Source organism: Streptomyces sulfonofaciens, assembly GCF_014656295.1.
Lineage (GTDB): Bacteria > Actinomycetota > Actinomycetes > Streptomycetales > Streptomycetaceae > Streptomyces > Streptomyces sulfonofaciens.
The window spans coordinates 1-13669 of sequence record NZ_BNCD01000029.1; the positions used below are offsets into that span (position 1 = coordinate 1).

General features: G+C 73.0%; 7 protein-coding genes and 1 pseudogene. 6 read left to right on the forward strand and 2 right to left on the reverse strand.

Going from position 1 to position 13669, the window contains the following annotated elements; all coding sequences use genetic code 11:
- The 4 genes and pseudogenes from IE313_RS36255 to IE313_RS31080 all read left to right on the forward strand — a co-directional run.
- Positions 1-184, forward strand: a pseudogene (locus tag IE313_RS36255) (hypothetical protein); the annotation flags it as partial.
- A gap of 276 nt (positions 185-460) precedes the next feature.
- Positions 461-1063 (forward strand): cysteine hydrolase family protein, encoded by a 603-nt coding sequence (locus IE313_RS31070; RefSeq protein WP_229925109.1) that lies wholly within the window; start codon positions 461-463, stop codon positions 1061-1063.
- 38 nt (positions 1064-1101) lie between these two features.
- Positions 1102-3459: an FUSC family protein gene (locus IE313_RS31075; RefSeq protein ID WP_229925110.1), complete on the forward strand. Its 2358-nt coding sequence runs from the start codon at positions 1102-1104 to the stop codon at positions 3457-3459.
- A gap of 57 nt (positions 3460-3516) precedes the next feature.
- Positions 3517-5937 carry a SpoIIE family protein phosphatase gene (locus IE313_RS31080; protein WP_189938140.1) on the forward strand — a complete coding sequence of 807 codons (2421 nt, stop codon included), beginning with the start codon at positions 3517-3519 and terminating at the stop codon, positions 5935-5937.
- Positions 5938-6044: 107 nt separating this feature from the next.
- On the opposite strand, the gene IE313_RS31085 is transcribed toward IE313_RS31080, so the two are convergent.
- Both IE313_RS31085 and IE313_RS31090 read right to left on the reverse strand, forming a co-directional pair.
- Complete coding sequence (locus IE313_RS31085; RefSeq protein WP_189938141.1) at positions 6045-6800, reverse strand: SDR family NAD(P)-dependent oxidoreductase; 756 nt, start codon at positions 6798-6800, stop codon at positions 6045-6047.
- Between the two features lie 243 nt (positions 6801-7043).
- Positions 7044-8168 (reverse strand): MIP/aquaporin family protein, encoded by a 1125-nt coding sequence (locus IE313_RS31090; protein WP_308439234.1) that lies wholly within the window; start codon positions 8166-8168, stop codon positions 7044-7046.
- Positions 8169-8217: 49 nt separating this feature from the next.
- Here IE313_RS31090 and IE313_RS31095 point away from each other — a divergent pair, with 49 nt between their 5' ends.
- Positions 8218-10878: an alpha-L-rhamnosidase-related protein gene (locus tag IE313_RS31095; protein ID WP_189938145.1), complete on the forward strand. Its 2661-nt coding sequence runs from the start codon at positions 8218-8220 to the stop codon at positions 10876-10878.
- Between the two features lie 243 nt (positions 10879-11121).
- Positions 11122-13482 (forward strand): GH92 family glycosyl hydrolase, encoded by a 2361-nt coding sequence (locus IE313_RS31100; protein WP_189938147.1) that lies wholly within the window; start codon positions 11122-11124, stop codon positions 13480-13482.
- The last annotated feature ends 187 nt before the right edge of the window (positions 13483-13669 follow it).

Below are 13669 nucleotides of genomic sequence, written 5' to 3' on the forward strand. Positions count from 1 at the left end.
CGGCGACGTGCTGATCATCGACAACTTCCGTACCACCCACGCACGGACGCCCTTCACCCCGCGGTGGGACGGCAGGGGACGGGCCCACACGGGGACAGCGCACCGGGCTGCACCGGTCCGCGGCACGTACGGGGCACCGGCATGCACCACCCGCCCGGACGCGCACGGCCGGCCGGGGCCCTGACGGCACCCCTCGCGAGCGGGCGGCAGCAACGGAGCCGCCCGCTCCGCCCTGCCGTCCGGGACCGGAGCGGTACTCGGGGCGCACGCCCCCCGCCGAGCTCACGGGCCCAACGACGGCGGGGCCCTGCCGGTGGGCCCGACCCCGCCGCCGGTCTCGCACCACGGGCCCAATTACGTTACAGTCATTGAACGTAACGGTGAGCCGGGCGGACGATCCGGCCGCCGACGACTTCTACGCTGGAGGACGGTCATGGCGAGTGGCTATGAACGCGGTCGGGTGGGCTTGCTTCTCATCGACCTCGTCAACGAGAACTTCTCGAAGGACGGCAAGGCCTTTCCCCTCTACGCGCCGGAGTACGAACGGCTGGGCACGATCGACAACCTGAAGAAGCTCATCGCCGGGGTGCGACGGCACGAGGGCATGCCCGTCTTCTACTCCACGACCGCCTTCACCGACGAGGACTACTCGTCGTGGAAGCACGTCTCCGGGATACACCGGCAGATGTTCGACAACCGGCTGTTCGAGGCCGGCACCTGGCACACCGAGTTCCACGAGGACCTGGCTCCCCGGCCGGGCGACGTGGTCCTCGCGCCGCACAAGGGCCTCGACGTGTTCCACCACACCGACCTGGAGTTCCAGTTGCGGCAGCGCAGCGTCGAGTACCTCGCGATCGCCGGGGTCTCCGGGATCATGGCCGTGGAGTCGACGGCCCGCACCGCGATGGAGCGCGGCTACCACGTCACGGCGTTCACCGACGCGACCGCCGCCCCCGGCGGCCTGGTCACGTACCAGGCGATGATGCGCGGCCTGAACATGGTCTCCCACAGCGTGGTCGGCGTCGACGACTTCCTGGCCTCGCTCGACGAGCCGGCCGCGTGACGTCTCCACCATCGGTTCGGTGCGGAGCGCAGCCGGTCATGGAACGGGCGGTCACGGAGCGGGCGGTCATGCGGCGGGCGCGGAAGGGGTGGGCGGACGTCCGTGACCGGTTCGCGGCATCCGATCCCGGACTGATCCGGCTGCTGTCCGCACTCAGCACGCTCTGCGCGGTACTGCTGGCGCTCGGCGCCCTCGCATCGCTGCACGCCCCGGTGCCGATCCTGGTGTCGGGTGCCCTCACGGCGATGGTCAGCACGGTCGCGGTCACCGAACCCCGGCCGCGCGACCAGGCGCTGACCCTGGCGGCCGGGGTGCCGGTCGCACTGGCGACCATGGCGGTCGGCAGCGCGCTGGCGCCGTACCGGGCCGTGGCGGACGCGGTGTTCGTGCTGCTGATCTTCGCCGCCCTCCACATCAGGCGGCTGGGCCCGCGCGCGACCGCGCTGGGCGTCTTCGTCTTCCAGCTCTACTTCGTGACCCAGTTCGTCGGCACCCGCGTGCAGCAACTGCCGCACCTGCTCCTGGCGGTACTGGTGGCCTTCGGCAGCTCGGCACTGGTCCGGTTCGCCGTCCTGCGCTCGTCGCCCGAGCGGACACTGGCGCGGCTTCGGCGTGCGTTCGGGCTGCGCCTGGTGCTGGTGCTCGACGCGCTGATCGAGGTGGCCGAGGGCGGACCGCGGGCGCCGCGGGCCGAGCGGGCGGTCGACGGTCTGCGCCGGTACGCGGCCCGCCTGCACACGGGTGCGTTGGTGATCCAGAACCGGCTGGCGACCGGCGCGCCCGACGAGCGCACCGCCACCGCGGTCCGGCGCGGCGTGGCGGAGGCGGAGACCGCCGTGGAGCGGCTGGCCGTCCTCGTGCTGCGGGTCCTGTGGCCAGGTGCCGACGACGACGCCCTGACCCGGCACCTGGCGAAGCCCCGCCCCGCCGACACCTTTGTCGACGCCCGCGACACGGCGACGCTGCCCGCGCTGGTCCATGAGCTGCGTGCGCTGCGCGCGGCGATCGGCCCGGGTCGGCCGCGGCCGGCGGGCTCCGATCCCGCCGAGGTGCGCGACCGGCTGCTCGGCTACCGCAACGACGAGCACCTGCCCGACGCCTCCGCGGCGATGCGGGACGCCTTCCGCTCCGCCGGGGACTTCGCCCACGCCATGTTCGGCCCGCGCCCGGCCGCCGCCGAGAACACCGAGGCGGCCCAGGACGCCGAGTGGGCGGCACGCTCGCGCGCGGAGCCGGCGGCGGAGGACCGCGGTCCGGCGAAGGGCGTCGTACCGAAGGGGCAGGGCCCCCGCATCCGCCCCACCACCAGGACCGCGCTCCAGGTCGCGACCGGCTCGGCGCTGGCCGTCGTCGGCGGCGAACTGCTCTCGCCGCAGCGGTGGTACTGGGCGGTGTTCACGTGCTGGGTGGTGTTCATCAGCACCGCCTCCACCGGCGAGGTCCTCATCCGGGGGTACCGGAGGCTGGTCGGCACGGTGGCGGGCGTCGCCGCCGGGCTCGCCCTCGCCGCCCTGATCGGCGACCGCCCCTGGGCTGCCTTCGCCCTGGCGGGCCTCAGCGTGTTCGGGATGTACCACACGACCGCGGTGTCCTACACGCTGATGTCGTTCTTCGTCACCACGATGATCGGCATGCTGTACACGCTGCTCCACGCCCTCACCCCGGGCGTGCTGGTGGTGCGGATCGAGGAGACGGCGCTGGGCACCGCGTGCGGGCTGACCGCCGCCGTGCTCGTGCTGCCGGTGCGGACCCGGGACCGCACGGACCAGTTGCTGCGCGACGTGCTGGAGCGACTGCGCGCGGTGCTCTCCCGGTCGCTGGCCGAGCTGGGCGGCGCGGGCGGCGGGGACCTGCTCGTTCCCGCCCGCGCGCTGGACTCGGCCCTGGACGGCCTGCGCCTGTCGGTGCAGCCCCTGACCAGCCCGGTCAGCCCGCTGCGGTCCCGGCGGCGCACCGCGCTCCGCGTGCTGGGGCTGTTGGAGACGGCGGCCTTCCACGCCCGCGGTCTGGCCGCCGCCGCCGATCTGGTGCCGGCCGGCACCCGTATGGGCGCCGATCCGCGCCTCGTGGCCGAGGCGGGCCGGATGGACCGCAACCTCGCGACCCTGATCGGCCGGGTGGCCGCCCGCGGCGAGCCGGGCGGAGGCGGCACCGCGTTCGAGCCCGGCGCCGTCCCCGTCCGGCTCGCCGCGGGCGAGGGCGGGGCGCACGCCGAGGACGCCAACGCGACACGGCGGGTGCTGCGGCACCTGCAGCGCCTGGACCAGAGCCTTGAGGGCCTGGCCCGGACGCTCGACGTACCCGTCCGCGACGGCTTGGTTCGGCCACCGGCAGGTCTCACACCACCGGGACCGGCCGTCGCACAGGCCCCGCCCCCCGGGCAGAGATTCGCGTAATTTGTCCGTTACGTACAATAGGGTCGTTATGCCAGGTGTCCCCAGCGGGAGCAGGTGATGGACGCAGTCGCCGGGCCGCCGGACGGCCAGGACATGCCCATGCCCGCGCCGGCGACGGTCGTCGTCGACCGGGCGGGGGCGGTCGCGGGCTGGTCGCACGAGGCCGCACGGCTGCTGGCGCGGCCGGCCGACGCCGTCACGGGCCGCCCGCTCACCGAGCTGCTGTCGGCGGGAGCGACGTGGGGGCCCGGGGAGAGCGCACGGACGCCCCGGCCGGGCCCCGGCAGGACCCGGCTCAGGCACGCGCACGGAAACGGCGTGGACGTGGCCTTCTGGGCAACGGCACTGGCAGGCGAGGCGGGCGCCCTGCTGATCAACTTCGTACCGGCCGACACGGCCGCCGGATGGGGGCAGGGCACCGCGCTGCTGCGTTCCCTGATGGACCAGAAGGAGATCGGGATAGCCCTGCGCGACACGGACCTCAGACTGGAGCGCACCAACATCACCTCCGGGATGTTCGGCGCCCCGGCCATGGAGCCCGGCGACCGGTTCACCCCCGTGGTGTGGGGCAGCGACGCGGCCGTGGCCGAGTCGATCCTCACACGGGTGGTGGAGACCGGTGTGCCGGTGGTCTCCTGGCAGCACAAGTGGCGGTCCGGGCAGCGGCCGCCGCAGGACAGGACGGTCTCGGTGTCCGCCTTCCGCCTCCAGGACGCCCGGAGCGAGCCGTCCGGCGTCGCCGTGGTCGTGGAGGACGTCACCGAGCCGGAGCGCATCCGCCGGCAGCGGGAGCTGCTGCACAGCGCCGCAACGCGGATCGGCTTCTCACTGGACGCCCGGAACATCGCCCAGGCGCTGGCCGACGTGATCAGCGACATCACCGATTTCGTGGCCGTCGACCTCACCCGGGCGGTGCTCACCGGCGTCGAGCCGGCGCCGGCCGTCCGCGGCCGGAACCGCCTGGTCCGCGCCGCCGCCGCGGCCACCGACGGGTGGCCCGAACGCATGCTCGACATCGGGGAGGAGCAGCCGCCGCTGCCGGACACCGCCCAGGTCAGGAAGATCCTCCGGGGCCATCCCGTCGTCCTCGACCGGCAGGCCGTCAGCCGGACCCTGGAAGAGGACGAGCACCTGGTCGCCCTGCTGGTGCCGGACGGGGCGCACTCGTTGATGGTGGCACCGCTCTTCGCCCACGGCATACTGCTCGGCGCCGTCTCCGCGTGGCGGACCGAGCACTCCCCCGCCTTCCAGTCCGACGAGGTGCAGCTCCTCAAGGAGATCAGCTCTCGTGCGGCACTCGGCATCGACAACGCCCGCCGGTACGCGTACCAGCACCGGGCCGTGGCGGAGCTCCAGGCACGGCTGCTGCCGCGCGCGGTGACGGACCTGACGGCCGCACACACCGTGGGGGCCTACGCGTCGGCCGGTGGCGGGGCCGGTGTCGGCGGGGACTGGTTCGACGTCATCGCGCTGCCCTCATTGCGGGTGGCCTTCGTCGTCGGCGACGTCGTCGGCCACGGCCTGCCGGCCGCCGCCGGCATGGGCCGGCTGCGCACCGCGGTGCAGAACTTCGCCACCCTGGAACTGGAGCCGACCGAGGTCCTCGCCCACATGGAGGACCTGATGCAGCGGCTGGCCGCCGAGATACCCGTCAGCCTCAGCGACACCACCCTCGCCACCTGCTTGTTCGCCGTCTACGACCCGACCACGCGGCAGTGCACGTTCGCCAGCGCGGGACAGCCGCCGCCCGTGGTGGTCCGGCCCGACGGCGGTACCGAGCAGGTCGACGTCCCCCAGGGGCCGCCGCTCGGCGTTGGCGGGGTGCCGTACGAGTCGAGCACCATCACCCTGGAGCCCGGCAGCGTCCTGGCGCTCTTCACGGACGGTCTGCCGGCGCTCCGACCCCACGCGCACGGCGACGGCGTGGGCCGGGTGGAACAGGAGCTGGGGGAGCTGTGCCGAGGACGGCACACGCTGGAGGAGACCGGCGAGGCGTTGCTGGCCGCGGCGGACCGCACCGAGCCCCGCGACGACGCCGCAGTGCTGCTGGCCAGGACCCATGCCGTCGATCCCGACGCCGTGGCCGCCTGGGAGTTCCCCGCGGAGGCCGGCTCGGCGGCCGAGGCGAGGGCGGCGGCTACCCGCCAGCTCGACGCATGGGGCCTCGCGGACCTCTCGTTCACCACCGAGTTGGTCGTCAGCGAGCTGGTCACCAACGCCGTCCGGTACGCCTGGGGCCCGATCCGGGTACGGCTCATCCGCGACGAGGTGCTGATCTGCGAGGTGAGCGATCACAGCAACACGCAGCCGCGTCTGATGCGGGCCGGGGGCACCGACGAGGGCGGGCGCGGGTTGTTCATCGTCGCCCAGTGCACCACCCGATGGGGCTGCCGGTACGGCCGCCGGGGCAAGACCATCTGGACCGAACAGCCCCTCGACGCGGTCGGGAGCCCCCTCGTCGCCCCCGAGGGCGGCTGAGTCCGGACGAGTCGCACGGCCGCGAGCGCCCGGGACCTCCCGTGTTCCCGGCCCCCCGCCCGCGGCACCCGCGGGCGAGGGGTGCCGCGGCGCCGGGGCCGGCCCCGTCAGGCGTCGGCCACGTCCCAGATCCGTCCGGTGTCGGCCAGGCCGATGCGTGACACCAGGGACCTGGCCGAGGTCTCGGGGGTGATGAGGGCCTCGTCGGCGTGCGAGCGCAGGAAGTGCGCGTACGTGGCGGCGTCGAGGCGGCCCTCGCCCTGCTCGCGGATCCAGTCCTGCATGGCCGTGTCCACCGCACCCGGCCGGTACACGTTGGCGGTGACGCCCTTGCCCTCCAGCTCGGCGGCGAGGTTGAGGGTGTGCGCCTCCAGCGCGGCCTTGGTCGCGGCGTACGCGTTTCCGCCCACCATGAAACCCGGCATGGCGACGATGCCGCTGGAGACGTTCACCACGCGCCCCCAGCCCCGCTCGACCATCTGCGGCACCAGGGCCATGGCCAGCGCCACCGGCGCGAACACATTGACGTCGAACGCCGCGGCCCAGGTCGCCACGGACATCTCCGTACTGGGGCCGATCGGCTGGACCACGGCCGCGTTGTTGACGAGCACCTCGACCGCACCCAGCTCGCGGCAGGCGCGCTCGGCGACCTCCGCCGCCGCACCCGGGGCTCCCAGGTCGGCGGGCAGCGCCACCGCCTTGCCGCCCTGCTCCCGCACCAGCCGAACCGTCTCGGCCAGCTCGCTCCCGGTGCGTGCGACCAGCGCGGACGTCACCCCTTCGGCCGCGAGCCGGACCGCGATGGCCCTCCCGATACCGCGACCAGCGCCGGTCACCAGGGCCGTCCTGCCACTCAAGGACATCAGGTGCTCCCTCTCGTTCCACCGCCCCGCACACGGGGCGGACCCACCACCCATCAGCGTCCCGTGCCAGGGCCCTCTTACCGGCCGCACCCGACCGTACCCGTGCGGCGCGCGCCGTCGGCCCGGTCGCGGGACGTCCGCAGCCGAGGCCGGCGGCGCGGCGGCGGCCGTCGGCGCCGTACCGGTCCGAGGCCGCGGCACCCGCACGGCTCCGTCCGGCGGGTGCCTGCCGGTTGCCTTGTGTCAGGTACGGGCTTCGGCCACGGGCGCGGCCGGTGGTGGGGCGGAGTCCGCCGCCGGCTGCCCGGGCCGGCGTTCGTCGGGGTGCGTCCACACGAAGGCCGCTCCCGCCAAGGCTCCGCCCAGGAGTTCGGCAGGCAGGTGGACCAAGACCGCGGACCACGAGAACAGGCCCATCAGCGCGCCCCCCACGGACACCGCGGGGTTGAACGCGCCCCCGGAGAGCCCGCCGACGGCCACCGCACCCGCCATGACGGTGAAGCCGATGGCCAGGCCGTAGAAGGAGTTCCCCGGATGGCTCCTGCTGGTGGCCACGTTGACGACGACGTGGGCCAGGGCGAAGGTGAACAGCGCTTCCGCCAGCAGCGCCGCGCCGATGTGCCGGCCCGAGAACGACAGGGCCGTGACCGGGCCCGGATCGACCATCCATCGGGCGGCCGACGCACCACCCGCCGCCCCGAGCAGTTGCGCGACCACGTAGCCGGCCGCGTCCCTGGTGCCGATGCGGCCCCGGACCAGGACGGCCAGGGTGACGGCCGGGTTGTAGTGGGCCCCGGATACGTGGCCGCCCGCGTACACCATCACCATGAGCATCCCGCCGATGGCCAGCGGTGCTAACTGAGCCTTGGTCAGGACCGCCGCACCCACGGTGCACACGAGGAAGAACGTGCCGATGAACTCCGTCAGATGTCTTCTCAAGATCGATGCCTTTCGCTGGGAGCGGGCCCCGCGGACGGGCGGCCCGGGACCGGTGCGAGGACGGCGGCGGGAACACGGGACGGTGCAGCGGGAACACGGGGCGGCGGTGAGAAGGCGCCCTGTCGTGGCCTGGCCGCCCTGGCCGCCCTGGCGTTGCCGGCCCTCCTGTCCGTCGTTGCCCTTGCTGTTGCCGTTGCCGTTGCCGTTGCCGACCGCCCCGGCCGTCGTGCCGTTGCCGGCCGTCCTCACCTGCTCACCGCCGCGCACCTCAGGAAACAAGACCGCTCCGGCCGGTGGAAGCCGGTGCGGTCTTACGGATGTCTGACGGCACGGACGCGGGACCGGCGAGCGGCGGCGGTGCACCGGCCCCGGCCGGGCGGTGCCGTCCACGATCTGTACGCCGCCTGCCAGTTGAGATATCTTCGCCACGGCCCTGGGAAGTGAATCGTTTCAGTCCACCGCGACAGAGTGAGGCGCCATGGCACCGAGCCGCTCCTGCGAGAACGACCCGCAGTTCACCCCCGGCACCCGCCCCGGCCGCCGCACGGTCATGGCGGCCGGGGCCGCGACCGCGGCCCTGTCCGCCGTCGGGGCACCCTTCCTCGGCGCACCGTCCGCGCAGGCGGCGCCCACCGGGCCGGCCCGGCGCGGTCCCGGCGGGCCACCCCGCGCCGGTACCGGATGGCAGCGCTACGTCCAGGCGCCCGCGTCCCGCACCGTGCGCCCCGTCCGCACCCTGGCCTGGACCGGTGACGTCATCGCCCCCGAGGCGCTGCTGGAACCCGGCGCGGGTGCCACGTCGTTGCGCCGGCCGCGACCGGCGCCCGCCCCGCGCTGGCCCGAGGGGACCACCGCACAGGCATCCTCCACGCACCCCGGCAACAACGGCGGCGACGGGACGCCCCGCACCTACGACGCCTCGCACGCCGTGGACGGCGATCCGGACACGTTCTGGAACGACGACACGGAAGGGGCCTTCCCCGACACGCTGACCGTGTCGCTCCCCGAACAGCGGCGCCTGTCCGGCATCACGGTGGTCTCCAACCGGGACGGTGTGCCGAGCGACTTCACCGTCGAGGCGTGGCACGACGGTGCCTGGCACCTCGCGGCCACCGTGGCCGACAACGATGTCGTCCAGTGCGCGGTGCCGTTCGGGGCCCCGGTCGCCGCATCCGGGGTCCGCATCACCGTGACCGCCGTCCAGCAGACCTCGCAGGGCGCCTACTCCAGGATCAACGAGGTGTGGCCCGAGGCCGTCGAGGCGGAGGAAGTGCCCAGTGTGACGCTCGACTTCGGCAAGGTCGTCGTCGGACACCCCCGCATCCTGTTCAGCTCCGCCTCGGACAACTCGCCGGGCGTGCGCGTCGCCTTCTCGGAGACGCAGCGGTTCCTCACCGACCGCAGCGACTTCACCCGCTCCGACCAGGCCGGCGGGGCGGGGCACGGCACGGATCAGTTCGCCGTGCCCGCGGGGGGCGCCGACTGGGTCGACCGCAAGGGGTTCCAGGCCGGGGACAAGGTCTACGCGGACGGGCTGCACGGCTTCCGCTATCTGAGGATCGCCCTGGACGCGCTGCCGTCGGACGCGCCCGCCGCCCAGCCCTGGGGCAGGGTGGACATCGACTCGGTGTCCCTGGAGTTCAGCGCCCTGCTCGGCACGCCGAGCACCTACCGCGGCTGGTTCCTCTGCTCCGACGACGCCCTCAACCGCTACTGGTACGGGGCGTCGTACACCAACGAACTCGTCACCGACACCTTCCGGCGCGACGACGTCGACCCGCGCGGCGCGTGGAGCGCCACGCTCGAGGGGAAGCCGGTCCTCCACGACGGCCCGAAGCGGGACCGGGACCCCTATGTGGGCGACCTCGCCGTCTCGGCCCGCACCCTCTACCTCACGCACGACGACGCGGCGGCCGCCGCGCGCAACGTGCTCGCCGACCTGGCCGAGCACCAGCGGGCCGACGGCTGGATCCCCCCGGCGTCCATCAACGCCTACACGCTCCCGCTGTTCGACTACCCGCTGTGGTGGGTGACGTGCAGTTGGGACTACGTGCTCTACACCGGCGACCGCGCCTACGCCGCGCGTTACCACCCGAACCTCCGCAAGGTCCTCGACACCTGGTGCCCCGGCGTCACCGACGACGCCGGGCTGCTGAGCAAGGGGCTGGGCGGTACGGGCGGGTACGGCGACTACGCCTTCCTGGACCGCACGGCGCGCGTCACGTACTACAACGTCCTCTACGTGCAGGCGCTGAACGACGCCGCCCGCCTGGCCCGCCTGCTGGGCCACGCGGACGACGCGGCGCGCTGGCAGGAGCGGGCCGCCCGGGTGGCCGAGGCCGTCAACGCCCATCTGTGGGACGAAGAGGCCGGTGCCTACCTGGACTCCGGGACCGGACCGGTGCGGCACGCCCAGGACGGCAACGCCCTCGCCGTCGTGACCGGCGTGGCGGACACCCGCCGTGCGGCCTCCGCACTCGCGCACCTGGACGCCACCACGCGCCAGGCGTACGGCAACGCCTTCATGGACAACGACACGATCTTCGAGGGTGCCTCGCGGCGCGTGTACGCCTTCACCTCGTACCCCGAGATCGTGGCGAGGTTCGAGACCGGGCAGGTGGGCTCCGCGCTCGACCAGATCCGCCGCACCTACGGCTGGATGGACCGGCACGACCCCGGCACCACGCACTGGGAGGGCATCGGACCCGACGGTTCTCCGTACGAGGACGCGTACACGAGCATGGCGCACGGTTGGTCGACCGGTGTCCTGCCCGCCCTCACCCACCAACTCCTCGGCGCACGCCCCACGTCGCCGGGCTACGCCACCTGGGAGGTGCGCCCGCACCCCGGTGACATCGCCTGGGCCCAGGGGCGGCTGCCCACGCCGCACGGCCCGTTGGACGTCGCCTGGCAGAACTCGCGGACCGCTTTCACCGTCACCGTGCGGGCCCCCGCAGGCACACGGGGGGTGCTCGCGCTGCCCGGCACGGGCGATCGGACGACCGTGCACGAGGGGCACGAGGTCCTGTGGGACGGGCACCGCGGGGCGCACCCCGCCGTCCGTGTCGAAGGCGGACGCGTGAGCGTCGCGGACCTCGGAGCTGGGAGCCGCACCTTCACGGTGGTGCGTGCCGAGTGACGCGGGCCGCACACCGCGGGGGGCGTTCCCGAGGGGCGCGGTGGGGTGGGCACCCGGCGGGGGTGCCGCCCGCGGCGAGCCCCGCCCCGCTCGGCCTGCCGCGCGTTTGCCCTCGCGTACGTTCCGTTCGGCGCTGTCACCGAGGTGGGGCGGACGCTGCAAACAATGGATTGACGGAACCATGCCCGACGGGCAAGGATCGAGGACGCGGATTTGACAACGTTGTCGCACGAAAGGACCTCGATGAGAGCGCTCAAACGCGTGTTCGCCGCCTTGTTGCTCACCACCACCGTGGCCACGGCCTCCGCCACCTCCGGCGTCGCAAACGCCAAGGAGCAAGGGCCGCAGTTCGCCGGTGACCCCACCACGCTGGTCGACACGTCGATCGGCAACAACGGCGACGGGACCACCTTCCCGGGCGCGGCCGTCCCCTTCGGCATGGTGCAACTGAGCCCTGACACGCAGCTCAACCAGTACGCCTCATACGACTACAAGCAGGACACCATCCTCGGCTTCAGCCACACGCACCTCTCGGGCGTCGGCTGCCAGACGATGGGCAACTTCCGGTTCATGCCGACCACCGGTGCGGTCACGTCGTCCGACCCCGCGCAGTACGGTGCGAAGTTCAGCCATGACAACGAGACCCGCGCGCCGGGCTACTACGGCGTCAAGCTCGACAACGGCATCAGGGCCGAGCTGAGCGCGACACAGCGGACCGGTCAGCACCGCTACACCTACCCTGCCGGATCGGGCCCCGAGAACGTCCTCATCGAGGTCGGCGAGAGCAACGGCAGCACGTACGCCGGCGACGTCGACGTGGTCGGCGACGACACCGTGGAAGGCTGGCTCCAGGGCGGCAACTTCTGCGGTGAGACCGGCAAGGAGCGCTACCGGATCTTCTTCAGCGCCAAGTTCGACCGCAAGTTCTCCAGCTTCGGCACCTGGACCGACGGCACCCTCACCCCGAACAAGCGCGAGGCGGCACGCGGCACCAAGCGCGCCGGAGCCTGGCTGACGTTCGACCCGGCCAAGGGCGACCAGGTCGGTGCCTCGGTGGGTCTGTCCTACACCTCGGTCGACGGTGCGCGCCTGAACCGCAAGGCCGAGCAGCCGAAGTCGTTCGACAAGGCCCGCGCGGCCGCGCACAGCACCTGGCAGGACGAGTTGAACCGCATGCGCGTGGCCGGCGGCAGCACCGCCGACCAGCGCACGTACTACAGCGCGCTCTACCACTCGCTGCTGCACCCGTCGATCGGGTCCGACGTGGACAACCGCTACCGCGGCTTCGACGACCAGGTGCACCGCGCGGATTCCACGTACTACCAGATGTTCTCGCTCTGGGACACCTACCGCTCGCAGAACCAGTTGGTGGACCTGCTGAACCCGGACAAGGCCGCCGACATGGCCAAGTCCGTGCTGCACATCTACCAGGACGGCGGCTGGCTGCCGCGCTGGGGGCTCGGCAACAGCGAGACCAACGTGATGAGCGGCGATCCCATCACCCCGTGGATCGTCGACATCTACAACCGCGGCCTGCTCGACAACCGCACCTCCCGACAGCTCTTCGACGCGCTGTGGAAGAACGTCAACGAGGTCCCCTCGGACCAGTCGATCTTCCGCGGCCGCGACGGCAACCCGACGTACGTCAAGAACGGCTGGGTCGGCTACCAGAACCTGCCCGGCTACACGTACGGCGACAGCCGCCAGGCGGGCTCGGCCACGCTCGAGTACGCACTCGCCGACTGCGCGCTGTCCACGATGGCCGGCGGCCTCGGCTACCAGGACAAGGCCGCGGCGCTCGCCTCGCGCTGCGACAACTTCACCAAGCTCTGGGACCCCACCGTCACGTCGCAGGGCTTCTCGGGGTTCCCCGTCGCCAGGAACGCGGACGGCACCGTCGCAGGCAACCCCGACCCCACCCAGACGGCCCCGTTCCACGAGGGCACGGCGTGGCAGTACGAATGGCTCGCCCAGCAGGACCCGAAGACCCTCTTCGGGCTCATGGGCGGCCCGGCGAACGCCGAGCAGCGGCTCGACAAGTTCTTCGACATGCCGACCGTGCTGGCCGACCCGGCGAAGGCCGCCAAGGAGTCGTGGGTGAACGGCGCCTACGACTACCACAACAACTTCGCCTTCAACCCGAACAACGAGCCCGACTTCCACGCACCGTGGATGTACACGTGGACGGGCGCGCCGTGGAAGACCTCCGCGGTGCTGCGCGCGATGCGGACGCTCTTCTCCGACGACGTGTACGGCATGCCCGGCAATGACGACCTCGGCGCCACCTCGTCGCTGCTCGTCTTCGCCATGGCCGGCGTCTTCGAGGCCCAGCCCGGCTCCGCCACCTACGTGGTCTCCGCGCCGATGTTCGAGAAGGTCGAGATCCGGCCCGAGCACGGACGCCCCATCACCATCGAGGCCCCGGGCGCCGACGCTTCGAAGCTCCAGTACGTCTCCTCCGTGGACACGCACAAGGGCACGCTGCGCCAGAGCTGGCTGTCCCACGAGGACCTGCTGCACTCCGGCACGATCAGGGTCAAGCTCTCCGACACACCGACGAGCTGGGGCGTGAACGCCGCCCCGCCCGCCCTCGCACAGGACTGAGCCCTTGTGTGCGGCCCCTCCTGGGGGCCGCACACGCGGTGTCTCCATTGCCGACGCCCGTGCGGCCGCCGTTCGGCTTCGACGGGGTGAAGCGGCGGACGGGGCAGGCGGAGGCGACCGCGCCACCGCGCCCCGGCCTGCTCGGACGGCCATGGCACGGGGCCCGAGTCCTCGGGCCCCGTGCCAT